Annotated in this window: 23 protein-coding genes; 6 read left to right on the top strand and 17 right to left on the bottom strand. The window is 67.4% G+C overall.

Going from position 1 to position 20,993, the window contains the following annotated elements; translation table 11 throughout:
* Nucleotides 1-28: 28 nt before the first annotated feature.
* From rplS to L0C60_RS09690, 6 genes are read right to left on the bottom strand one after another with little or no spacing between them, the layout of a single operon-like run.
* A complete protein-coding gene (rplS, locus tag L0C60_RS09715; protein WP_234505457.1) occupies nucleotides 29-457 on the bottom strand; it encodes a 50S ribosomal protein L19 in 429 nt (142 codons plus the stop codon).
* Nucleotides 458-513: 56 nt separating this feature from the next.
* Nucleotides 514-1,233: a tRNA (guanosine(37)-N1)-methyltransferase TrmD gene (gene trmD, locus L0C60_RS09710; protein ID WP_234505454.1), complete on the bottom strand. Its 720-nt coding sequence runs from the start codon at nucleotides 1,231-1,233 to the stop codon at nucleotides 514-516.
* A gap of 6 nt (nucleotides 1,234-1,239) precedes the next feature.
* Nucleotides 1,240-1,857 (bottom strand): TetR/AcrR family transcriptional regulator, encoded by a 618-nt coding sequence (locus L0C60_RS09705; protein WP_234505451.1) that lies wholly within the window; start codon nucleotides 1,855-1,857, stop codon nucleotides 1,240-1,242.
* A 25-nt stretch (nucleotides 1,858-1,882) separates the two neighbouring features.
* Complete coding sequence (locus tag L0C60_RS09700; protein WP_234505449.1) at nucleotides 1,883-2,377, bottom strand: type 1 glutamine amidotransferase family protein; 495 nt, start codon at nucleotides 2,375-2,377, stop codon at nucleotides 1,883-1,885.
* Nucleotides 2,378-2,386: 9 nt separating this feature from the next.
* Nucleotides 2,387-4,096 (bottom strand): FAD-dependent oxidoreductase, encoded by a 1,710-nt coding sequence (locus L0C60_RS09695; protein WP_234505446.1) that lies wholly within the window; start codon nucleotides 4,094-4,096, stop codon nucleotides 2,387-2,389.
* Nucleotides 4,097-4,148: 52 nt separating this feature from the next.
* Complete coding sequence (locus L0C60_RS09690) at nucleotides 4,149-5,003, bottom strand: NAD(P)H-dependent flavin oxidoreductase (protein WP_234505443.1); 855 nt, start codon at nucleotides 5,001-5,003, stop codon at nucleotides 4,149-4,151.
* A gap of 36 nt (nucleotides 5,004-5,039) precedes the next feature.
* Between L0C60_RS09690 and L0C60_RS09685 the strand changes: the two genes are divergently transcribed.
* Entirely contained in the window at nucleotides 5,040-6,212 is a 1,173-nt protein-coding gene (locus L0C60_RS09685; protein ID WP_234505440.1) for an MFS transporter, read from the top strand.
* On the opposite strand, the gene L0C60_RS09680 is transcribed toward L0C60_RS09685, so the two are convergent.
* The 9 genes from L0C60_RS09680 to sdhC all read right to left on the bottom strand — a co-directional run bounded on the left by L0C60_RS09680 (nucleotide 6,174) and on the right by sdhC (nucleotide 14,881).
* The gene (locus tag L0C60_RS09680) at nucleotides 6,174-7,604 is read right to left on the bottom strand and encodes a glycosyltransferase family 2 protein (RefSeq protein ID WP_234505437.1); all 1,431 of its coding nucleotides are present in this window, start codon (nucleotides 7,602-7,604) and stop codon (nucleotides 6,174-6,176) included. The two genes, L0C60_RS09685 and L0C60_RS09680, sit on opposite strands and share 39 nt — an antisense overlap.
* Nucleotides 7,604-8,737, bottom strand: coding sequence for a HEAT repeat domain-containing protein (locus L0C60_RS09675; protein WP_234505433.1), 1,134 nt, complete (start codon nucleotides 8,735-8,737; stop codon nucleotides 7,604-7,606). The genes L0C60_RS09680 and L0C60_RS09675 overlap by 1 nt, the downstream gene beginning before the upstream one ends.
* Nucleotides 8,721-9,083 carry a response regulator transcription factor gene (locus L0C60_RS09670; RefSeq protein ID WP_234505430.1) on the bottom strand — a complete coding sequence of 121 codons (363 nt, stop codon included), beginning with the start codon at nucleotides 9,081-9,083 and terminating at the stop codon, nucleotides 8,721-8,723. The genes L0C60_RS09675 and L0C60_RS09670 overlap by 17 nt, the downstream gene beginning before the upstream one ends.
* A gap of 10 nt (nucleotides 9,084-9,093) precedes the next feature.
* Nucleotides 9,094-11,265 (bottom strand): sensor histidine kinase, encoded by a 2,172-nt coding sequence (locus L0C60_RS09665; protein WP_234505427.1) that lies wholly within the window; start codon nucleotides 11,263-11,265, stop codon nucleotides 9,094-9,096.
* A 42-nt stretch (nucleotides 11,266-11,307) separates the two neighbouring features.
* Nucleotides 11,308-11,625 carry a cupin domain-containing protein gene (locus L0C60_RS09660; protein ID WP_234505424.1) on the bottom strand — a complete coding sequence of 106 codons (318 nt, stop codon included), beginning with the start codon at nucleotides 11,623-11,625 and terminating at the stop codon, nucleotides 11,308-11,310.
* 62 nt (nucleotides 11,626-11,687) lie between these two features.
* Nucleotides 11,688-12,386 carry a succinate dehydrogenase iron-sulfur subunit gene (locus tag L0C60_RS09655; protein ID WP_234505423.1) on the bottom strand — a complete coding sequence of 233 codons (699 nt, stop codon included), beginning with the start codon at nucleotides 12,384-12,386 and terminating at the stop codon, nucleotides 11,688-11,690.
* Nucleotides 12,387-12,395: 9 nt separating this feature from the next.
* Complete coding sequence (gene sdhA / locus L0C60_RS09650; protein WP_234505421.1) at nucleotides 12,396-14,129, bottom strand: succinate dehydrogenase flavoprotein subunit; 1,734 nt, start codon at nucleotides 14,127-14,129, stop codon at nucleotides 12,396-12,398.
* A 1-nt stretch (nucleotide 14,130) separates the two neighbouring features.
* Nucleotides 14,131-14,526: a succinate dehydrogenase hydrophobic membrane anchor subunit gene (locus L0C60_RS09645; RefSeq protein ID WP_234505418.1), complete on the bottom strand. Its 396-nt coding sequence runs from the start codon at nucleotides 14,524-14,526 to the stop codon at nucleotides 14,131-14,133.
* Nucleotides 14,516-14,881 carry a succinate dehydrogenase, cytochrome b556 subunit gene (gene sdhC / locus L0C60_RS09640; protein WP_234505416.1) on the bottom strand — a complete coding sequence of 122 codons (366 nt, stop codon included), beginning with the start codon at nucleotides 14,879-14,881 and terminating at the stop codon, nucleotides 14,516-14,518. Before sdhC ends, L0C60_RS09645 begins: the two co-directional genes overlap by 11 nt.
* A gap of 282 nt (nucleotides 14,882-15,163) precedes the next feature.
* Here sdhC and speD point away from each other — a divergent pair, with 282 nt between their 5' ends.
* The 4 genes from speD (at nucleotide 15,164) to L0C60_RS09620 (ending at nucleotide 18,702) form a co-directional block, all read left to right on the top strand.
* A complete protein-coding gene (gene speD, locus L0C60_RS09635) occupies nucleotides 15,164-15,598 on the top strand; it encodes an adenosylmethionine decarboxylase (protein ID WP_234505414.1) in 435 nt (144 codons plus the stop codon).
* Nucleotides 15,599-15,685: 87 nt separating this feature from the next.
* Nucleotides 15,686-16,831 carry an NEW3 domain-containing protein gene (locus L0C60_RS09630; protein ID WP_234505412.1) on the top strand — a complete coding sequence of 382 codons (1,146 nt, stop codon included), beginning with the start codon at nucleotides 15,686-15,688 and terminating at the stop codon, nucleotides 16,829-16,831.
* A gap of 1 nt (nucleotide 16,832) precedes the next feature.
* Entirely contained in the window at nucleotides 16,833-17,756 is a 924-nt protein-coding gene (locus L0C60_RS09625; protein WP_234505409.1) for an ABC transporter ATP-binding protein, read from the top strand.
* On the top strand, nucleotides 17,746-18,702 hold the full coding sequence (locus tag L0C60_RS09620; protein ID WP_234505406.1) for an ABC transporter permease: 957 nt from the start codon (nucleotides 17,746-17,748) through the stop codon (nucleotides 18,700-18,702). Before L0C60_RS09625 ends, L0C60_RS09620 begins: the two co-directional genes overlap by 11 nt.
* Nucleotides 18,703-18,704: 2 nt before the next feature.
* On the opposite strand, the gene L0C60_RS09615 is transcribed toward L0C60_RS09620, so the two are convergent.
* On the bottom strand, nucleotides 18,705-19,082 hold the full coding sequence (locus L0C60_RS09615) for a cupin domain-containing protein (RefSeq protein WP_234505403.1): 378 nt from the start codon (nucleotides 19,080-19,082) through the stop codon (nucleotides 18,705-18,707).
* A complete protein-coding gene (locus tag L0C60_RS09610; protein WP_234505400.1) occupies nucleotides 19,070-19,696 on the bottom strand; it encodes a phosphoribosyltransferase in 627 nt (208 codons plus the stop codon). Before L0C60_RS09610 ends, L0C60_RS09615 begins: the two co-directional genes overlap by 13 nt.
* An 89-nt stretch (nucleotides 19,697-19,785) precedes the next feature.
* Here L0C60_RS09610 and L0C60_RS09605 point away from each other — a divergent pair.
* The coding region (locus tag L0C60_RS09605; protein ID WP_243092701.1) for an AMP-binding protein at nucleotides 19,786-20,993 on the top strand (1,208 nt) is incomplete at its 3' end.

Genomic DNA, 20,993 nt, shown 5'->3' with positions numbered 1-20,993 from the left:
CATAGCCGCCCCCCGGCGGAAGACCCCCTTACTCCTCTGCCCCGCCCTGGGCCTCGGCCTGGGCCGCCGCCTTGGCCCGCTCCTGGTCCTGGCCGATGCGCTTGCGGTCGGCCCGGAGCTTGCGGCGGATCTCCCTTTCGGAGAGCTCCCGGATGAAGTAGAGCTTGGCCCGCCGGGCCCGGCCCCGCTGCACGATCTCCACCTTGTCAATCAGGGGGGAGTTCATGGGGAAGATGCGCTCCACCCCCACCCCATAGCTCACCTTGCGCACGGTGAAGCTGGAGTTGTACCCGTTCCGCTTAACCTTGATGACGATGCCCTCAAAGTTCTGGATGCGGGTGCGGTTGCCTTCCTTCACCCGGTAGGCCACCCGCACGGTGTCGCCCGGCCGGAACTCGGGCAGGTCGGTGCGGGTGTAACGGGATTCCACCACCTTAAGAAGCGCTCCTCGGTTCATGCTCGGCCTCCGTCCCAGAGGAACCCTTCAAGGGTTCGTGGGCAACAGCCTCTAGTCTATTCCTCCCGGTCCAGTTCCGCAAGCCAGGTGGCCTCGAGGGCCCCAAGCCTCGCCCGCCGCAAGAGCTCCGGCCTAAGGAGCAGGGTGCGCTTTAGGGCCTCCCGCCGGCGCCACCTTTCCACCTCCTGGTGGTGGCCCGTGAGGAGGACCTCCGGCACCCTTAACCCCCGGAACTCGGGGGGGCGCGTGTAATGAGGGTAGTCCAGAAGCCCCCGCACGAAGGAGTCCTCCCGGTGGCTCTCCGGGTCGCCGATGACCCCCGGAAGGAGGCGGGCCGTGGCCTCCAGCACCGCCAAGGCCGCCACCTCCCCCCCCATGAGGACGTAGTCCCCGATGGAGAGCGTCCGGGTGACGAAGGCCTCCACCCGGGCGTCAAACCCCTCGTAGCGGCCCGAGAGGAGGACCAGGTGGGACTTATGGGCCAGCTCCTCCGCCACCTCCTGGGTAAAGGGCTCCCCCGCCGGCGTGAGGAGGATGACCTCGTCCGCGGGCAGGACGGACTCAATGGCGGCCACAGCCACGTCGGGCCGGATCACCATCCCGGCCCCGCCCCCATAGGGGGTGTCGTCCACGCTCCGGTGACGCCCCAGGCCGAAGGCCCGCAGGTCCACCACCTCCACCTGCAAAAGTCCTCGCCCTAACGCCTTGCCGATAAGAGACTCCCGAAACCATGGCCGCAACAAATCGGGGAAAAGGGTCAGGAAGGTGTAGCGCATCGCGCCCTAGGCCTCCGCAGCCGGGACACCCTGACGGGTAAGGATTCCCTCTAAAGCCAAGCGCAGCGACCGCTCCAACTCCACGGTCAAATCGCGATGCGGCGTATAGGCAGCCCACCGCAAGGCGGCAAGGAAGTACAGGTCAGCCAGGGTCCGCCCCATTCGCTCCAGAGAAAGGTCCCGCCGCACAACCCCCTTTTCCTGCAAAGGGCGCAACACCTCGGCGATAAGATCCCCTAAAGGAAGCGCCTCAAAAGCCGCCCTGGCCCGTACGGGGTCCGGATTGAGAAGCTCGTAAAGAAGGGGCAACAGGAGCCCCTTTTCCTCCTTGGTGTACCGGGCAAGCTCGTTGAAGAGCTGATAAAGCACCTCCAGAGGATCCATGCCCTGGGAAAGGTAGCGGCGCACCTCTGCTTTGGCGTATTCCAAAAGCTGCGCGCCGTACTCCAGCAACACCGCCTCCTTGTAGGGGAAGTAGTTGAAGAAGGTGCCCCGGGAAACGTGGGCCGCCTTGGCGATGTCCGTGGCGGTGGTTTCCTGGAAGCCCCGCTCGCGGAAAAGCTTCATGGCCGCCTGGAAGATGCGGTCCCGGCGGCGCTTCTTTTGGTATTCCCGGACGGACATGGGTTTAGTGTACTCCAGTTCAAACTTAAAGCACAACCGCTTTCTGAGCCCAGTCTTCTATGGCCGGAAGGAGGGCGAGCCCCCCCTGGGAGGAATAGACCCTGTCCACCTTCCAGAAAACCCCCTCCCGCACCCGATAGCCCATCCGCGCCAGGTCCTGGGCCACCTCTCCCCCCGCCGCCACCTCCAGGGGAAGCCTTCCCGCCTCCGCCAAAAAGAGGTGGGCGTTGAAGCCCACGAAGACAGCTTCCAAATCCCCCCACACCTCTTCCAAGAAGGCCAGCCAAGCGGGGTCCCCGGCTACCCGCTTAGGCCTCCTAGCCCCGGGGATGAGGAGGGCCTTGGGCTTTGGGGCCGCCGGGAAAGCGTAGGTAGGGGTCCAAACGGACCCCGCAAGCCCAGGCGTCCCCTTCCTGCCCTTGGCCACGGTGTAGGCGGGGATCTCTAGACGGCGGGCCGCCTCGAGGCCAAGGGCGGCCTCCAGCTCGGAGAACTCGGGAAGGAGCAGGACCGCAAGCACCCTAGGCCATTATGGCAGAAGGCGGAAGAGGAGCCGGGCCGCCTCGCCCCGGCTCACCCGTTCCTTCCCGGGGACCGGGGCTTCTCCCAGGGCCTGGAGGAGGGCGTTCAAAAGGGGGCGTCGCATAGGTTTTTGCAACTCTTCCCGGTAAAGCTCCCTGGCCTTGAGGACCACCCTCAGGCGCTCCTCGGGCCCCTTGGCCCGGTAGTAGTGCTCCAGGTTGGCCAGGAAGTCGCCCAGCAACATGGGCTCCCCAAGGCCCAGGCTCCCTTTGAGGTAGTAAGGCCCGGCGAAAAGCCCCCGCCGCAAAAGGCGCACCGCCTCCCGGTAAGCCCCTCCCTCCGCCTCCACCCGGCCCTTCTCCTTGGAGGAAAGCCGGGCCCCCCGCTCCAAAAGCCGCTTGCGCAGGGCCTCGAGGGCGCTTGGGCTTGCGGCGAACTCCTGGAAGCTCCCCAGGGGCACCCGCATAAGCCCCGCCTGGGGGGCAAGCCGTAGAAGGGCCACCGCCACCCCCGCCGCCTCCCCCAAGGCCATCTGCAAAGGAACCACCCGGGCGGAGAAGGCCGCCACGCTGTCAAACCCCGCCGCCTGGGAAACCACCAGCACGTTGGCGAGCTCCCTGGGGACGAGGGTGCGGAAGGGGACGCCATAGGGCGCCGGGGTCCCTAGGAGGTAGGGGGTCTCCCCGGGAAAGTAGGCCTGGCCGTCCAGGGGGTAGCCGCCCAGGGCCACGGCGTCGGGAAAGTCCTTGCCCAGGAGGACCTCCTCCGCCCGCAGGCGGTAAAGGGCCTTGAGGTGGCGGCTTTCCCGCAGGTAAAGGGCCGGGGCTACCCCCGCAAGCCGGGCGGTGCCGAAGAGCAAGGGGTCCTTTTCCCGCAGAAAGGCCACCACCCGCTCCGCTTCCAAAGCCGCCTCCTGCCGTCTGCGTTCCAGATCCGCGGGGTCTAGCCCTTCCAGGCCGAAAAGGAGAAGGGCGTTCACCAGGAGGCTCCCGTCATCCTGCCGGGCCAGGTTCAGGCCCCTTAAGGCGTAACGGCCAGGGTCGGAGGGCGTATACCCCCGCACCAGCTCGCCAAAGCCCCAGCCGCTCCGCCCCCAGGCCCCAGCCCCCGTGCGCCGCACCTGCCCCTCGTAGTTGAGGGCCAGGAAGACCGCCCCCCAAGGCACCCCTTCCAGGCGGAAAACCAAGGTGGCGGCCATGGTGCGCCGGTCTAGCCCCGTGTCCTCCCGGCCCAAGGTGAAGGAGGCCCCGGCGCGGAAGGCCAGCTCCGCCGTGTCGCTGGCGTCCAGGAAGTAGGGGGCCTGGTAGGCGGCTTTGGGCGTCTTCAGGGCGAGAAGGCGCGCTTCCTCCACCTCCACGCCGTCCAAGGGCTCCTCGAGGCGCACCTCCACCCCCGCCTCCCGAAGCATCGCAAGGAAGGCTTCCTCCGCCCGTCTCACGTCAAAGGAAGCCTCGCCCCCCACAAGGCGGTAAAACCTCCGGAAAAGCCCCCCTTGGAGAAGGCCTTCCCCATCCTTGGCCAGGTCCAAGGTGGCGAGCCAGCCCTGGGTAAGGACGCCCCCCACGCCCCGGCCGGGCTCCACCAAGGCCACCTTGAGCCCCTCCTGGGCTGCGGCCACCGCCGCCGTTACCCCTTGCGGGGTGGCCCCGTAAACCACCAGGTCGTACTGGGCCAAGGCTAGCCCCAAGAGGGCAAGGAGCCCCATCCACGCCCGCATAACCCCCTCCCCCACTGCCCCCATGCGGGGCCTTATCCAGGAACCAAGCCTTTTAGGGCAGTTGGCGCTTCGCCTCCTCGTACTCCTTTACCAGACGGGCCACCACCTCCTTGGCCGAGGGGATATCCCGGATGAAGGCCACCCCGTGCCCGGCGGAGTAGACCTCCTTCCAGGCCTTCCCCCCGCCTTGGCGGAAGCGCTCCAGGGACTCCTTGAGGAAGTTGGCGGGCACCCCGGTCACCTCGGGGGTGTACTGGATGTCCTCAGGGGTGGCGCGGAGAAGGGACTCCTTGTAGTCCAAGGGGGCCTCGGACTCCAGGGTGGCGATGAAGCGGGTGCCGATGTAGGCCCCGTCCCCCAGGGCCAAGGCGGCGAGGAGCTGCCTCCCCGTGGCGATCCCCCCGGCGATGAGGACGGGGACCCCCAGCTCCTCCCTCAGCCAGGGACCGAGGACGAAGGGGCTAACGCCCCCGGCATGCCCCCCGGCCCCCGCCGCCACGGCCACCAGGGCGTCGGCCCCCGCCTCCACCGCCTTCCTGCCGTGCCTTAAGCCCACCACGTCGCACCAGACCACGCCCCCATAGGCCTTGACCTTCTCCACCACCCGCGTGGGGTCCCCCAAGGAGGTGACCACCAAGGGGACCTTGCGCTCGGCCACGGCCTCCAGGTCCTCCTCGAGGCGGGGGTTATTCTTAAGGATGAGGTTCACGCCGAAGGGAACCCCCTGGGGGAAGGTTTCCAGGAACTCCCGAAAGGCGGCGTGGGTGCGGAAGTTGAGGCTAGGGATGACCCCGATGGCCCCCGCCTCGGCCACGGCCAAAAGGAGCCTGGCCCCGGAAACCAAAAACATGGGGGCGGCCACGATGGGGTAGCGGATGCCCAACATCCTCGTGATGGCGGTCTCCATGGGGGAGATTTTACCCGGTTCAAGGATAATGGGCGGGTGGAACCCGACCGCTCCCTCCGCCTCTCCCTCTGGGAAGGCACCTTGGCCGTCCTTTTCCTCAACTGGAGCACCGGGGTCCTCGTCACGGGGTACGCCCTGGCCCTAGGGGCCCCGCCCTTGGCCCTGGCCCTCCTGGGGGCCCTGCCCTTTTTGGCCCAACTCACGGCCCCCCTGGCCCCCTTCCTCCGGGGAAGCCGGAAGGCTTGGGCGGTGCGGCTTAACCTGGCCTCCCGCCTCCTCTTCGTGCCCGCCATCCTCTCCCCCTTCTTGCCCGAAGGGCTAAGGGTGCCGGGCCTCCTCCTTTTCGCCGCCTTTTCCCAGCTCCTCGCCGCCCCGGTGGGGGTGCTTTGGCTTTCCTGGATGGCGGACCTCGTGCCCCCAGAAAGGCGGGGCCGTTACTTCGGCTTCCGCAACGCCCTCTTGGGCCTGGTGGGCACCTTGGGGAACGCCTTGGGCGGCCTGGTGGCGGATACCCTTCCCCCGCCCACCGGTTACCAGGCGGTGCTCCTTCTGGGGGTAGGGGCAGGGCTCCTCTCCGTTTGGGTTTTGCGCCTGCAAACCGAACCCCCAAAGCCCTCCCCTCCCCCGCCCCGCGCCGCCTTGCGGGCCGCCTTCCAAGACCGGGCCTACCGCCGTTACCTAAGCCGCGTCCTCCTCTGGTACGGGGCGGTGATGGTGGGCGGACCCTTCGTGGTGCCTTATTTCGTGCAGGTGGGCGGGCTCTCCATGGCCGCGGTGGGGCTTTGGACCCTCCTCTCCGCCACCTCGGGGCTCGTCTTTGGCCCCCTCTGGGGCCGGCTTGCGGACCGGGAGGGGCATGGGGTGGTCCTCTTCCGGGCGGGAATGGTGGGGGCCCTAATGCCCGCTTTGTGGCTCCTAGGCTCCCCCACCTTCCCCTGGCCCATCTGGCTTTCCGCCGTGGCCGACGCCCTGGCCTGGAGCGGCCTAAGCACCGCCATGGCCAACGCCGCCCTGGCCCGGGCCCCCGAGGAGGTACGGGGCGGCTACCTGGCCCTCTTTTGGCTGGCCCTGGGGCTTGGGGGGCTTGGGGGAAGCCTTCTCGCCGGGGGGATCGCCCACCTCGGCCTGGGTCCGAGCCCCTACCACCTCCCCATCCTGGTTTCCTTGGGTCTACGGCTTCTCGTGGCCCTCTCCCTCCGGCGCCTCTAGGCCCTTCCTTTGCATCTCCCCCCAGACCCCCCGCTTGCGCCACACCTGGAAGGTGGCGAGAAAGCGCTCCCAGGCGAGGAGCTGGCGGTAGCCCAGGGCCTCGAGGACCCCCAAGAAGAGAAGCCAAAGCCTGTCCCTTAGCCGGGGGTAGCGCTTGAGGAGCAGGGTTTCCATCCCCACGGCGAGGTGGGAAAGGAGCACCCCGTACCCCACCGCCAGGGCCAGGAAGAGCACCGCCACCTCGGGGTTCAGGAGGCCCAAAAGCCAGAAGACGGGAAGAATGGCGTAGCCCAGCACCTCCACCACCGGGCCCAAGGCCTCAAAGAGGAAAAAGTAGGGCATGGCCACGAGGCCCAGCCGCCCGTACCGGGGGTTGAAGAGCATGGCCCGGTGGGCCCAGAGCACCTCCCAAAGCCCCCGGTGCCAGCGGTTCCGTTGCCTCCGCAAGGTGGCCAGGTCCGCCGGCACCTCGGTGTAGCAGATGGGGTCCGGGGTGTAGAGGATGCGGTACTCCCGCCCCTCCTCCCGGGCCCGGCGGTGGAGGCGCACCACGAGCTCCATGTCCTCCCCCACGGTGTCCGTGCGGTAACCCCCAATGCGGAGGGCCTCCTCCCTGCGGAACACCCCAAAGGCCCCGGAGATGATGAGGAGGGCGTTCATGGCGCTCCAGCCGGCGCGCCCCATGAAGAAGGCCCGGGCGTACTCAATGACCTGCATTTTCTCCAAGAAGCCCCGGGGTAGCCGCATCTCCCGCACCACCCCGCCCCGCACCACCGCCCCGTTCAGGGGCCTTATGGTGCCCCCCACGGCCAAAACCCGGTCGTCCTCCAGGAAAAGCCGGCTCGCCCGCAGGAGGGCCTGGGCGTCCAGGAGGCTATCGGCGTCCACGGCGCAGAAGAGGGGATAGCGGGCGAAGTTGAGCCCGGCGTTTAGGGCATCCGCCTTGCCCCCGTTCTCCTTGTCCACCACCAGAAGGTTGGGGTATAGGAGCGAGCGGTACACCGCCCGCACCGGCTTGCTCGGGAGCACCCGGCGGTACACCCAGTCCACCGCCACCAGGTGGAAGGTCTCCTTCAGGACCTCGAGGGTCTTGTCCTTCGGCCCGTCCGCCACCACCACCACCTCAAACTCCGGGTAGTGCAGGGCGAGGAAGGAGCGCACCGAGGCGGCGATGGTCTTCTCCTCGTTGTAGGTGGGCACCAGGATGGAAACGGGCAGGTAAGCCTCCCGCTCCAAAAGGTCCTTGAGGGCGAGCTCGGAGAGCTCCCGGGCGTAGCGGGCCACCATGGCGAGGCCGCTTACGGCGAAGTAGGCGTAAAGGAGGTTCAAGAGGGCGAAGTAGTAGAGGACGAAGACCTGGTAAGCGAAAAGGAACCAAAGAAGCGCCTCCATCACGCCCCCGCCACCTGCCTGGCCATGGCCCGGCCGTAGGGGTCCGGGTGGGCCTCGGCCGCCTGTTTCAGGAGCGCCGGGTCCAAGGCCCTAAGGGCCTCCGCCGCCCCCCGGCGCACATAGAAGGAAGGGTCGGAAAGGGCCTTCCACAAAGCCCTTCGGGCCAGGGCTCCCCCAAGGAGGGGAAGGAGGCGCACCGCCTGTAGCCGCAAGAACTCCTCCTCCGCCCCCAAGGCGGCGAGCACCGCCTCCTCGTGCCCCAAGGGGGGGTACTCCAGGCGCCAAAGGGCCCGCATGGCCGCCGCCCGCACCTCGGGGTCGGGGTGGCGGAGGAACCCCAGGACCGCCTCCGCCAGGCCGTGGAGCTTGAGCCGGCCCAAGGCCTCCAAGGCCGCCCACGCCTCTTCCTCTCCCCCCGCCTGCAAAAAGCGCCGCGCCACCGGCTCCGCCCGGTCCTCCAAAAGGAGGAGAACCTCCAAAAGCGCCCCTCTGGGTAGCGCCGCCCGCAACAAGGCCTCGGCGAAGGCCTCCAGGTCCTCTTCCCCCACCAGGCGGGCCCCCGCCCGGGCCGCCGCCAGACGCAACACAGGGTCCGGGTGGGCCAGGTAGGGGAGGACGAGGGGGAAGGCCTCGGGCAGGCGGGCCTGGGCCAGGGCGTCCAGGGCCTCGAGGCGGCGGGCCCGGGAAGCGAAGGGGCTCGTAAGGGCCCTCCGCCACCGGGGTAGGCCCAGGCGGAGCCAAGGGAGGAGGGCCTGGGCCAACTCCCCCTCCAGGCTTTCCCTTAAGGCCAAAAGGGCGGCGAAGGCCTCCTTGGGCCAGGGAGGAGGAGGCAGGTTTTCCCCCGCCAGGAGGGCCTGGGCGAACCCCTCCAGGTATCTTTCCCGGAGCCTTTCCTCCTCCCCTTCCCGCCAGGCGGTGTAGGCATGGTAAAGGAGGACATAGGCCCCCAGGAGGACAAGGGCGAGCCCGGTGGGGGCGAGGCCTAAGAGGAGGGCGCCCACCGTCTCCCCGTAGCCCAGGAGGCCGAAGAGGCGGGCCGTGAAGGCGAAGACCAAATACCCGAGGGCCAGGGCCTCGAGGAGGACCACCAGGAAGACTACCAGGGCGTAAAGCCCTTCACCGGACCGCCACATGCCGCCCCAAGCGGAGGATCAGCTCTTTCGGGCTAAAGGGTTTGGTGAGGTAGTCCTGCGCCCCCGCCCGCAGGGCCTCCAGCACGTGGTGCTCTTGCTTTAGGCCCGAAAGGACCAAAACCGGGGTCGCCTTCCCCAAGGTCTGGCGCAGGTGGCGCAGGAGGTCCAGGCCAAACCCCCCAGGGAGGTTGAGGTCCAGGAGGATGGCGTCCCAATCCTCCCCCAAGGCCGCCAGGGCCAAGGCATAGTCCCGGGCCAAGTGGGGCCAAAAGCCCTCCCGCTTAAGGGCGAGCTCCAGGACCTTGGCCACGGCGGGGTCGTCCTCCACCACCAGAACCCGGGCCACGGAAGCCATTCTATTCCCCGGCTAGACGCTCCAAAAGGGCCCGCACCTCGGGGTCGGGGTTGCGGCGAAGCTCCTCCTCGAGGAGGCGCCGGGCCTCCTCCCGCTTGCCCGCCTCCAGAAGGGCCTTGGCCAGGGTGAAGCGGGCCAAGGGGTAGTCGGGCTTTAGGGAAAGCACCTGCCGGGCCAAAAGCTCCGCCTCCCGAGGCCGCCCCAGGGCCAAGACCACCTCAGCGAGGCCCCAGCGGGCGTCCAGGTTGCCCGGGTCCAAGGCCAGCACCTTGCGGTAGCTCTCCTCCGCCTCGGCGTAGCGGCCCATGTGGTAAAGGAGCCGCCCGTACCGCACGCGGATGTCGGGGCTATCCAAGAGGGCCAAAGCCCTCTCGTAAAGGGGCTTGGCCTCAGCGTGGCGGCCCTGGAGGTAGAGGGCGAAGGCGAGCTCCCCAAGGGCCTCGGCGTCGTCGGGGAAAGCGGCCACCGCCCTGCGCAAAAAGGCCTCGGCCCCCGTGGGGTCGCGGGGCAGGCGGCTTTTCCCTTGGTAGAAGCTATACCGCTCGCGGAAAGGCACAGGGTCCGAGGGGTAGCCCAAAAGCCCCACCTCGTCCAGGGCGAAGGCCCGCACCTGGCTTAAGCGGTCCGCCTGGGGCAGGTAGCGGAAAAGCCCCCCTTCCGCCCGGGCGGAGAGGACCACCCTTTCCCCGCTTCGCACCTCCACGAGAAAGCCCTTCGCCCCTTCCGGGCCCAGGAGGCGGAAGACCACCTCGCCCCCCTCCCCCGGCACCGGCCGCACCAAGGGGGCGGGAAGGAGCTTCCTGCGCACCCCCGTGCCCAAGAGGGCCCCCTCCCCGGCGGGCAGGGCCTCCTGGCCCAGGGCAAGCCGGCCCCGGTAGAGGGAAACCCTACCCCGCTCCTCCCGGGAAAGGCGCAGGTGGGTGCCCGTGGGCCTTACCTCCCCCTCGGGGGTGGAAAAGGCGAGGCCTATGTTCCCCTCCCGCACCGCCTCCACCCCACCCCTTTCCAAGGCCACCCTTAGCCTCTCCCCCCCGCCCCAAAGGCTCCGCCAACGCCGGGCTTCCCCCTGGGCATCGGGGCTAAAGGCGAGTTCTAACCCCCTTAGCCGCACCACCTCCCCTGCCGGCACCTCTCCGAAGGCCCGGGAGCCCAGGGGGGCAGGGTAGATGGGAAGCCGGGCCAAGGCGATGAGGGCCAGCATGAGGAGAAGGAGCCTCCCCACGGGGGCCCGCTGCCCGGGCCGGGGCCGGGGAAGGAGGAGCAGGAAGGTGCTTCCCTTCCCCAAGCGGCTTTTCAGGCGCACCTCCCCCCCGTGGGCCTCGAGGACCCGCTTCACCAAGGCCAGGCCCAGCCCCGTCCCCTCCGCCTCCCCCCGGGTGGAAGCCCGGTAGAAAGGCTCAAAAACCTTCTCCGCCTCCTCCTTGGGTATGCCGGGCCCGGTGTCGCCGATGGCGATCCCGTAGCGGTCCGGGCCAGCGAGGAGCCGCACGGAAACCCGCCCCCCTTCCGGGGTGTACTTCACGGCGTTGTTAAGGACGTTGAGAACCGCCTGGTAAAGCCAGTCCCGGTCCCCATAGACCCAAGCCTCCCGCCGGGGAAGGGAAAGGCGGATGGCTAGCCCCTTTCTGCGGGCCAGGGGCCGCACCTCCTCCACCGCCTGCAGGAGGAGGGCCTTCAGGTCCACCCGCTCGGACTTAAGCCGCACCCCCTGGCCTAGGCTCAGGTACTCCTGGGCCCGTTGCAAAAGCTCCCGGATGCGCCTTGCTGAGCGCTCAGCGATCTCCAAAAGCTCCAGGGCCTCTTCCGGCAAACCCTCGGTTTCCCGGAGAAGCTCCAGGGCCCCCAGGACGCTCATCAAGGGGTTCTTGATCTCGTGGAGGAGAAGGCCAAGAAGCCTCCCCGTTTCCCCTTGGGCTTTTAGGAGGGCAAGCTCCCTTTCCCGGAGCTCAAGGAGCTCCCGAAAGGCCCGAAGGAGGAGGCGCAAGGCCTCCTGGACCTCGCGGGAAGGCGGCTTTCCTTCCCAGTAAAGGGCGAGGTCCCCTTCCTCCCAAAGCTTCTCCCCCCGCACCGGGGGCTCAGGCAACACCTCCCCTCGGAAGACCACCCGCACCGGGTAGCGGCGCAGGACCTCGGCCAAGAAGGCCAGGTCCGCGGGGGGGCGCTCCTGTAGCATTTCCCTTAGCCTAGCCCAAGGGTTTGAAAGGGGCGTGAAGGCCTAGGGCTTAGGGGCCATGACCACCAGGAGGAGGGCTGGGCTTGCCGAGGCGTTCCGCACCCCGTGGGGCTTCCCCGCCTCGGCCAAGGCGGCCATCCCGGGGGCCAGAAGGGCCTCCTCCTCCCCCACCTGCACCACCACCTCCCCCTCCAACACGTAGTAGACCTTGTCCGCCCCCTCGTGGGCGTGCACCTTCTGGGCTTGGCCGGGGAGGAGGGCGTAGAGGTCGTAGAACATGTAGGGCGAGTCAAACACCGGGATCTTCGCCATCTTCTCCTGGCTGTAGCGGGCCAGGCGTTTGAGGTCGCGAATCTCCATGGGAGCAGTTTAATGGTAAGCCCGAGGGGTTTTCTTCCCCTCGGGCTTACCGAGCCACTTTCCTAGAAACGGTCAAAGAGGATCTCCCGCTTCACCTCCTCAATGAGCTGGGTCACGGGGATCTCCCGGGGGCAGGCCTCGGTGCAGTTGTAGGCGGTGCGGCAACGCCACACCCCGCTCCCCGAGCCCAGGGCCTTGAAGCGCTCCCTCTTCCCCCGGTCACGGGAGTCAAAGATGAAGCGGTGGGCCTGGACGATGGCCGCCGGGCCCAAGTAGGTGCCGTTCACCCAGAAGACGGGACAGCTGGTGGTGCAGCTGGCGCAGAGGATGCACTTGGTACCGTGGTCAAAGCGCTCCCTTTCCTCGGGGGACTGGAGGCGCTCCCGCTGGGGCGGGGGCTCCTCGTTGATGAGGAAGGGCTTCACCGCCCGGTAGGCGGCGAAGAAGGGCTCCATGTCCACGATGAGGTCCTTCTCCACCGGCAGGCCCCGGATGGGCTCCACGGTGATGACCTTGCCCAGGTCCTTCACCAGGGTCTTGCAGGCCAGGCGGTTTCTGCCGTTGATGAGCATGGCGTCGGAGCCGCAGATGCCGTGGCCGCAACTCCGGCGGAAGGCCAGGGTGCCGTCCTGCTCCCACTTGACCTTGTGCAGGAGGTCCAAGACCCGGTCCGTGGGCTCGGCCTCCACCTGGTAGGTCTGCCAGTGGGGCCTTTGGTCCTTGGCGGGGTCAAAGCGGAGGATCTTCAGGGTGACCTGCATGGGCGCCTCCTAGTAGGTGCGGGCCTTGGGCTCAAAGCGGCCCAGGACCACGGGTTTGTAGCGGAAGGCCACCTTGCCATCCGCCACCTTGTAGGCCAGGGTGTGCTTGAGCCAGTTCTGGTCGTCCCGCTCGGGGTAGTCCTCCCGGGCGTGGGCCCCGCGGGACTCCGTGCGGTTCAGGGCGGAGTGAACCAGGGCCTCGGAGACCTCGAGGAGGTACCCGAGCTCCAACGCCTCCACCAGCTCCGTGTTGTAGGCGTCCCCCTTGTCGTCAATGGAGATTCGCTTGTAGCGGTCCATGAGCTCCTTGAGGATCTCCACCTGCTTTTGCAAAAGCTCCCCGGTGCGGAAGACGGAGGCGTGGTCCATCATGGACTGTTGGAGCTCGGCCCGCAACACCGCCACCTTCTCCTTGCCCGTGGAGTTCTTGATCCTTTCAATGCGCTCCCGGCTTGGACCCAGGTGCTCCTCGGTGAGCTCGTGGTAATCGGCGTCCTTGGCGAAGCGGGCGGCGTGGATCCCGGCCCGGCGCCCAAAGACCACCAGGTCCCCCAAGGAGTTGGTGCCCAGGCGGTTCGCCCCGTGGAGGCTCACACAGGCCGCCTCCCCGGCGGCGTAGAGGCCTGGGACCACGGTGTTCTTCTCGTCTTGGATCACCTGGCCCCACAGGGTGGTGGGAATCCCCCCCATGGCGTAGTGGGCCGTGGGCATCACCGGCACCGGCTCCTTCAAGGGGTCCACCCCCAGGTAGATGCGGCTGAACTCGGTGATGTCGGGGAGCTTCTTCTCAATGACCTCCGGGGGCAGGTGGGTGAGGTCCAGGAGGACGTGGTCCTTCTTGGGGCCTGCCCCGCGCCCCTCCCGCACCTCCAGGTACATGGCCCGGGCCACCACGTCCCGGGGGGCCAGGTCCTTGATGGTGGGAGCGTAACGCTCCATAAAGCGCTCGCCTAGGCCGTTGCGCAAAATGCCCCCCTCGCCCCGGGCCCCCTCCGTGAGGAGGATGCCCAAGGGGTAAAGCCCCGTGGGGTGGAACTGGTAAAACTCCATGTCCTCCAGGGGCAAGCCCTTGCGGTAGAGGATGGCCTGCAGGTCCCCCGTGAGGGTGTAGGCGTTGGAGGTCACCTTGTAGATGCGGCCAAACCCCCCGGAGGCGATGACGATGGCCTTGGCCTGGAAAAGGTGAAGCTCCCCCGTGGCCAGTTCCAAGGCCACCAGGCCCTTGGCTACCCCGTCCTCGAGGATCACGTCGGTGACGTGGAACTCGTTGTAGAAGGTGATGTTGTGCTTGACGCACTGCTGGTAGAGGGTCTGGAGGATCATGTGCCCCGTGCGGTCGGCGGCGTGGGCCGCCCGGTGCACGGGGGCCTTGCCCCAGTCCTTGGTGTGCCCGCCGAAACGGCGCTGGGCGATCTTGCCGTTGGGGAGGCGGTCAAAGGGAAGGCCCATGTGCTCTAGCTCAATCACCGCCTCAATGACCTCCTTGGCGAAGACCTCGGCGGCGTCCTGGTCGGTGAGGTAGTCCCCCCCCTTGACCGTGTCAAACATGTGCCATTCCCAGTGGTCCTCCTCCACGTTGCCCAGGGCCGCCCCTATCCCCCCTTGGGCCGCCCCGGTGTGGCTCCGGGTGGGGTAGAGCTTGCTGACCACCGCCACGTCGGCGCCTTCCCTAGCCGCATAAAGGGCGGTGGCGAGGCCCGCCCCGCCCGCACCCACCACGATGACCTCGTGCCTGTGCGCCATACTAGTTCACCCCAAAGTCGTGGTTAAAAAGGCTCAGGCTCCCCAGGAAGAAGAGGAAGGCGATGAGGCCGTAGAGCACCACCTTGGTCCAGAAGCGTTTGGCGGGATGGCGGATCCAGTCGTCCAGAACGTAGCGAAGCCCATTGCCCCCGTGCAGGAGGGCCAGGGCCAGGATGAGCCAGTCGTAGATCTTCCAGGTGGTCTGGGAAAGTCTCTTGGCCACGTAGGTGTAGTCAATCTTGTTGAGGTCGGTGAGGATGGCGTTCATCCACATGTGGCCGATGAGGAGGAAGACGAGGACCACCCCGGAGATGCGCATGAAAACCCACCAGTAAAGCTCCAGGTTGGTGCTGGCCTCGAGCCGCGCCTCTTGGTAGCGCTTGGACTTAATCGCCATGGCCCCCTCCCAGGATGCCCCCGCCAATCTTCACCAAGAAGGGCAGGTAGAAGAGGACAAAAAGCACCCAGACGGCGTACCAAAGCTGCCTCTGGTACCGCACCCCCCAGGCGGTGAAGTCCATAAGGATGATCCTAAGCCCGTTAAACCCGTGGTAGAGCACCCCGGCGATGAGGAGCAATAGCCCCACCTGGAACACGGGCTGGTGGTAGAACTTCATGAGGGCGTTGGACACCTCCGGCCCCCACATGGCGCTGGCAATGTTGGCCACGTGGAGCATGAGGAAGACCAGGATGCCCAGGCCCGAGATCCGGTGCAGGTAAAACGCCCACTGCCCTTCTCTTCCCCTGTACATGGCACCTCCTTGCCGGAGTTATCATACACCTTTCCCCCAAGGGCCTTGCGTCGGGCAGGCCACCTTCCCGCCGCCAGATACCCCATTCCCGTATAAGAGGCTTGGCCCAAACGAAGCTTCCTTCCTTGGCTACCCCCACCGCCCCAGGAAGGGGGCTTTCCCGGGGGCAAGGCGGGCTTTTCCCGCCCGGGAACGAGGTATTGACAGGGGGGGGAGGGGGGGGCATAATGGGGGGCGTGCCGCGGGGGATACCCCGGGGGGCACGGGAAGGAGGTGGTCAGGGTGGAACTCTTCGGATTCGGTCCGCATCTCATGGTGGACGGGTACGACGCCAACCCCGCAAAGCTCCAGGACGCTGAGCTGGTGCGCCGTGTCCTGGACGAGCTCCCCCAGGAGATGGAGATGACCAAGGTCCTCCCCCCCTTCGTCTACAGCTACGGCCCGAACGGGGAGGACGGGGTGACGGGGGTGGTGATCATCGCCGAAAGCCACATCGCCATCCATACCTTCCCCAAGAAGCGCTTCCTCTCCATTGACATCTTCTCCTGCAAGGCCTTTGACATGGCCAAGGCCCTGAAGAAGTTGGCCGAGGTCTTTGAAATCGGGCGCTACGAAACCTACATGATCCACCGGGGCAAGGAGTTCCCTAAAGACCCCGAGCTGGCCCGGAAGATCGTCCTGGGCGAACGGGAGTACCTGGAGGCCCGGGTCAGCTGACGGACCCACCCCCCTTCCCCGGGCACGCCCGGGGTTTTCATTTTGCACTCATGTTTTCTGCCTAGCCTTGATAGAGGAGGCTTAGGTATGGTGCGTAAGCTCCTTCCCCTGGTGGTGCTCCTCTTGGGCTTCACCCTGGCGCAGGGCTTCCGGGGCCTCTCCTTGGGCACCCCCTACCCCGAGATGGGGGTGCAGCCGGGAGAAAGCGTCAACCTGACCCTGACCCTGAAGAACTACGGGCTTCCGCCTGGGGTGGTGCGCCTCGCCCTGGCGGAGGTCCCCCAGGGCTGGCAGGCGAGCCTGATCGGGGGCGGGCGGCTAGTGCGGGCGGTGTACCTGCCCACGGACGGGGAAACCACCCTTACCCTCAGGCTCCAGCCTCCCAGGGAGGTAAGGCCGGGCACCTACCGCTTCCTGGTGAGGGCGGAAGGCCTAGGGCAGGCGGCGAGCCTCCCCATCGCCTTGGTGGTGGGCCAGGGCCTGCCGCAACGGCTTAGCCTCGAGGCCGAACTTCCCGTGCTCAAGGGCCCCCCCACCAGCTCTTTCCGCTACCGGGTCACCCTCAAGAACGAGTCCGACCGGGACCTTTTGGTCTCCTTAGAGTACGAGGCCCCCAAGGGCTTCCAGGTCACCTTCACCCCTGCCTTCTCCAGCCAGCAGGTGACGAGCCTGCCCCTCAAGGCCGGGGAGAGCAAGGACCTGGACGTGGAGGTCTCCCTGCCTAGGGACACCAAGGCGGACACCTACGGCCTCACCCTACGGGCGGTGGCGGGGGAGGCCAAGGCGGAGCTCGCCCTTACCCTGGAGGTCACGGGGCGGCCCGAGGTGCGCTTCACCACCAAGGAAGGGCGGCTTTCCGGGCAGGTGGTGGCGGGCCGGGAAAACGCCGTGAAGCTCTTGGTGAAGAACGAGGGAAGCGCCCCCGCCAAGAACCTCTCCTTCAGCGCCATGGAACCCTCGGGCTGGGAGGTGAAGTTTGAGCCCGAGAAGCTGGAAGCCCTGGACCCCGGCCAGGAACAGGAGGTGACCGCCCGCATCAAGCCTTCTCCCAAGGCGGTCACGGGGGACTACATGGTGACCCTTTCCCTCTCGGGGGACGAGGGGGTGTCCGAAAGCCTGGACTACCGGGCCACCGTGGTCCGCTCCAGCCTCTGGGGCCTGGTGGGGGTGGGCATCATGGCCGTGGCCCTTCTGGTCCTGGGCTTCGCCGTGAACCGCTTCGGCCGGAGGTAGCATGGCGATCATCCAAACCCGCGGCCTCACCAAGCGCTACGGCCGGGTGGTGGCCGTGGAGGACCTGAACCTGGAGGTGGCGGAGGGGGAGGTCTTCGGCCTCTTAGGCCCCAACGGCTCGGGCAAGACCACCACCATCCTCATGCTCCTGGGCCTCACCGAGCCCACCGCAGGCGAAGCCCGGGTCCTGGGCCTTGACCCCATGCGGGAACCCCTGAAGGTGAAGGCCAAAGTGGGCTACCTCCCGGACCAGGTGGGCTTCTACGGAGAACTCACCGCCTGGGAGAACCTGCGCTACACCACAAGGCTCCTCGGCCTTTCCGAGGCCGAGGCCAAGGCCCGGATTGAGGAGGTCCTAAAGCGCATGGGGCTTTGGGAGGTAAGGGACCGGCGGGTCGCCGCCTTCAGCCGGGGGATGCGCCAGCGCCTCGGCCTGGCGGAGGTTCTCCTCAAAAAGCCCAAGGTGGCCATCCTGGACGAGCCCACCCTGGGACTGGACCCCGAGGCCGCCCGGGAGTTCTTGGCGCTCATCAAGGGCCTCAAGCAGGAGGGCATCACCGTCCTCCTTTCCAGCCACCTCCTGCACCAGGTGCAGGAGATCTGCGACCGGGTGGGGCTTTTCCACAAGGGGCGGCTCGCCCTCTTGGGCACGGTGGAGGAGCTCGCCCAACGGGTCCTCGGGGGCGGGTACGAGATCCTGGTGGAGGCGGGCCCGGGCCTCGCCGAGGCCTTCGCCGCCTTGGACGGGGTGGCCAAGGTGGAGGCGGGGGAAGGGCGCTACCGCATCCTCGCCACCCGGGACCTCAGGCCCGAACTCGCCCGCATCGCCGTGGAGCGGGGTAGCCTCTACGGCCTCGCCTTGCGCAAGCCGAGCCTGGACGAGGTCTACGCCCACTACTTTAAGGAGGTGGCCCATGCGGCGTGAAGGTTCCCCTTGGACCGGGCTTTGGGCCGTCTTCTTCAAGGAGATGGCCGACCACCTCTCGGGGCTCAGGATGCGGATCCTCGAGGCCCTCATCCTCCTCTCCGCCCTGGCCGCCCTGTACACGGGCACCCAGACCCTGCGCCAGACCGTGGGGGAAGACCCCTACCTCTACCTCAAGCTCCTCACCACGGCCCAGGACCCCTTGCCCTCCTTCGTGGGCTTCCTTTCCTTCTTCGTCCCGTTGGCCGCCATCGCCTTGGCCTTTGACGCCGTGAACGGGGAGTACGCCCGGGGCACCCTCTCCCGCATCCTCTCCCAGCCCATCTACCGGGACGCCCTCCTCTTCGGCAAGTTCTTGGCGGGGCTCGGCACCCTGGCGGTCCTCCTCCTGGCCCTCTTCCTCCTGGTGGTGGGCCTTGGGCTCTTCACCCTGGGCGTGCCCCCGGAGGCCGAGGAGATGGCCCGGGCCTTCTTCTTCCTCCTGGCTACCCTGGCCTACGCTGGGGTCTGGCTCGCCCTAGGCCTTCTCTTCTCGGTGCTTTTCCGCCAGCCCGCCACCGCCGCCTTGGCCGCCATCGGGGTCTGGCTCTTCTTCGCCGTCTTCTTCCCCATCCTCACCGACCTGGCAGCCAACGCCCTCCTCCTCCAAGCCGACCCCTTTGACCCGGAAAGCCAGCTAAGGCAGGCCAACCTGGCCCTCTGGATCTCCCGGCTTTCCCCCAACACCCTCTACGCCGAAACCCTCACCGCCGTCCTGAACCCGGCGGTGCGCTCCCTGGGGCCCATCCTCATCACCCAGCTGGAGGGGGCGGTGCTCGGCACCCCCCTGCCCTTAGGGCAAAGCCTCCTCCTCGTCTGGCCCCAGCTCACCGGGCTTTTCGCCCTGGTGATCCTCCTCTTCACCCTGGCCTACGTGGCCTTCCAGCGGCAGGAGGTGCGGGCCTAAAGCTACTCCAGCCACTCCGTGGCGTAGGCGCTCGTCTTGGGGATGACGCAGAGGAACTCCACGGGCTCATCCCCCTCGTTCACGTAGGCGTGGGGGGTGTCCGGGGGAATGTAGACCGCCTGGCCGGCGGAAACCTCCCGCACCTCCTCCCCCAAAAAGACCTTCATCCGCCCGGAAAGCACGTACTGCTCGTGCTCAATGGTGGGGTGCTTGTGCTTGGGGATACGTCCCCCGGGGAGGAGGGTGAACTTGCGGGTGATGAAGTGAGGGGCCCCGTCCTCGGGGCCTATGAGCACCTGGATGAAGGCCTTCTCCCCCCGCTCCACGGGGCGGGCCTCCACGCTCGCCGCCTGCTTGACCACGGGCTTCATGCCGCCCATTGTAGCAGAAGGGCCTCCACGTCCTCGTCCGTGACCTCGCTGAAGTCCAGGTAGTAGGCCCCCACGGCAGCGAAGTCGGGAGGCGTGGAAAGGGCCACCACCTCCGCCCGCTCCTTTAGCTTTTCCACCGCTTCCGGGCTCGCCACGGGCACCGCCACCACCACGCGCCTGGGGCTTTCCGCCAAAACCACGGAAAGGGCCGCTTCCATGCTGGAACCGGTGGCGATGCCATCGTCCACCAGGACCACGTCCCGCCCCGTCAAGGGGACCTTGGGACGCACCTTGCGGTAGCGCTCCATCCGCTTGCGGATCACGTCCTTCTGCCGGGCCGCTTCCCTTTCCAGGTAGCTCGGGTCCGCATACTGGAGGGCGTAGGGGCGCAGGATGAGCTCCCCCTTCTCCCCCACCGCTCCCAGGGCGAACTCGGGGTTGCCGGGCGCCCCCACCTTGCGCACCAAGACCACGTCCAGCTCACCCCCCAGACGCCGGGCCACCTCTTCCGCCACCACCACCCCGCCCCGGGGTATCCCCAAGACCACGGGACGCTCCAGGCCTAGGGGTTGTAAGGCCTCGGCCAAAAGGGCTCCGGCGTGCCGGCGGTCACGGAAGCGCATAGGAAACCTCCGCCATCCATGCTACACCAGCCCATGGTCTTGAACGCGGTATAAAGTGCTTGGTAACCTGGGGGGCAAAGGAGGGTAGCATGTCCGAAGTCCGCACCAAGCCTTGGCTGGCCCATTACGACCCAGGCGTCCCCGCGGAGGTAGAGGTCCCCCCCATCCCCCTTTGGCGCCTTTTGGAGGAAAGCGCCCAGCGCTTTCCCAAGAACGTGGCCCTGGAGTTCTTGGGGAAAACCCTGACCTACGGGGAAACCTGGGACCTGGCCCGCCGCTTTGCCCGGGGGCTACAGGACCTAGGGGTGAAGCCAGGGGAGCGGGTCGCCATCATGCTCCCCAACACGCCCCAGTTCGTCCTGGCCTTCTTCGGCACCCTCTTGGCGGGGGGCGTGGGGGTGAACGTGAACCCCCTCTACACCCCCAGGGAGCTTAGGCACCAGCTCGCCGACGCCGGGGCGGAAACCCTGGTCATCCTGGACCACCTCCTGCCCCGCTTCCTGGAAGTGGAGAAGGAAACGCCCGTAAAGCGGGTGGTGGTCACGGGGATTAAGGACTTCCTCCCCTTCCCCAAGAACCTCCTCTACCCCCTGAAGGCCAAAAGGGACAAGCTTCCCCTAGGCTTCCCCAAGCGGGAAGGCTTCTTCGCCTTCAACGAGCTCCTGAAGCGCCCCCCCGCCACGCCCCACCCGGCCGATCCCGAGGACCTGGCCCTCCTCCAGTACACGGGGGGCACCACGGGGATCTCCAAGGGAGCCATGCTCACCCACCGCAACCTGGTGGCCAACGTCCTGCAGATTGACGCCTGGGACCCCACCTCCAGGGAGCTTTTGGGCAAGGGGGTGATGCTTGGGGCCCTGCCCTTCTTCCACGTGTACGGCATGACCGTGGCCATGAACTACGGCCTCTTCTCCGGCTACAAGATCGTCCTCCTCCCCCGCCCGGAGATCCACGCCGTGGTGGAGGCCATTGAGAAGCACGGGGTCACCCACTTCCCCGGGGTGCCCACCCTGTACGTGGCCTTCAACAACTTCCCCGGGATTGAGAAGCGCAACGTCAAGAGCATCCGCATCTGCCTCTCGGGGGCGGCCCCCTTGCCCGTGGAGGTGGCCAAGCGCTTTGAGGAGATCACGGGGGCCAGGCTCATTGAGGGCTACGGCCTCTCCGAGGCGAGCCCCGTGACCCACTCCAACCCCGTGGAAGGGGTGGTGAAAAAGGGCTCCATCGGCATGCCCCTCCCCAGCGTGGAGGCCAAGGTGGTGGACGAGGAGGGGAAGGAAGTGCCCTTGGGCGAGGT

Origin of the sequence: Thermus hydrothermalis (assembly GCF_022760925.1) — a bacterium.
GTDB lineage: Bacteria > Deinococcota > Deinococci > Deinococcales > Thermaceae > Thermus > Thermus hydrothermalis.
Note: the sequence above shows the minus strand (reverse complement) of the source record. Positions and strands in the feature narration are given on the sequence as shown.

Excerpts from the sequence above, each read along its gene's own strand:
- rplS (WP_234505457.1), bottom strand. The coding sequence starts at position 457 with ATGAACCGAGGAGCGCTTCTTAAGGTGGTGGAATCCCGTTACACCCGC.
- trmD (WP_234505454.1), bottom strand. The coding sequence starts at position 1,233 with ATGCGCTACACCTTCCTGACCCTTTTCCCCGATTTGTTGCGGCCATGG.
- L0C60_RS09705 (WP_234505451.1), bottom strand. The coding sequence starts at position 1,857 with ATGTCCGTCCGGGAATACCAAAAGAAGCGCCGCCGGGACCGCATCTTC.
- L0C60_RS09695 (WP_234505446.1), bottom strand. The coding sequence starts at position 4,096 with ATGCGGGCGTGGATGGGGCTCCTTGCCCTCTTGGGGCTAGCCTTGGCC.
- L0C60_RS09690 (WP_234505443.1), bottom strand. The coding sequence starts at position 5,003 with ATGGAGACCGCCATCACGAGGATGTTGGGCATCCGCTACCCCATCGTG.
- L0C60_RS09680 (WP_234505437.1), bottom strand. The coding sequence starts at position 7,604 with ATGGAGGCGCTTCTTTGGTTCCTTTTCGCTTACCAGGTCTTCGTCCTC.
- L0C60_RS09675 (WP_234505433.1), bottom strand. The coding sequence starts at position 8,737 with ATGTGGCGGTCCGGTGAAGGGCTTTACGCCCTGGTAGTCTTCCTGGTG.
- L0C60_RS09665 (WP_234505427.1), bottom strand. The coding sequence starts at position 11,265 with ATGCTACAGGAGCGCCCCCCCGCGGACCTGGCCTTCTTGGCCGAGGTC.
- L0C60_RS09660 (WP_234505424.1), bottom strand. The coding sequence starts at position 11,625 with ATGGAGATTCGCGACCTCAAACGCCTGGCCCGCTACAGCCAGGAGAAG.
- L0C60_RS09655 (WP_234505423.1), bottom strand. The coding sequence starts at position 12,386 with ATGCAGGTCACCCTGAAGATCCTCCGCTTTGACCCCGCCAAGGACCAA.
- sdhA (WP_234505421.1), bottom strand. The coding sequence starts at position 14,129 with ATGGCGCACAGGCACGAGGTCATCGTGGTGGGTGCGGGCGGGGCGGGC.
- L0C60_RS09645 (WP_234505418.1), bottom strand. The coding sequence starts at position 14,526 with ATGGCGATTAAGTCCAAGCGCTACCAAGAGGCGCGGCTCGAGGCCAGC.
- sdhC (WP_234505416.1), bottom strand. The coding sequence starts at position 14,881 with ATGTACAGGGGAAGAGAAGGGCAGTGGGCGTTTTACCTGCACCGGATC.
- L0C60_RS09630 (WP_234505412.1), top strand. The coding sequence starts at position 15,686 with ATGGTGCGTAAGCTCCTTCCCCTGGTGGTGCTCCTCTTGGGCTTCACC.
- L0C60_RS09625 (WP_234505409.1), top strand. The coding sequence starts at position 16,833 with ATGGCGATCATCCAAACCCGCGGCCTCACCAAGCGCTACGGCCGGGTG.
- L0C60_RS09620 (WP_234505406.1), top strand. The coding sequence starts at position 17,746 with ATGCGGCGTGAAGGTTCCCCTTGGACCGGGCTTTGGGCCGTCTTCTTC.
- L0C60_RS09615 (WP_234505403.1), bottom strand. The coding sequence starts at position 19,082 with ATGGGCGGCATGAAGCCCGTGGTCAAGCAGGCGGCGAGCGTGGAGGCC.
- L0C60_RS09610 (WP_234505400.1), bottom strand. The coding sequence starts at position 19,696 with ATGCGCTTCCGTGACCGCCGGCACGCCGGAGCCCTTTTGGCCGAGGCC.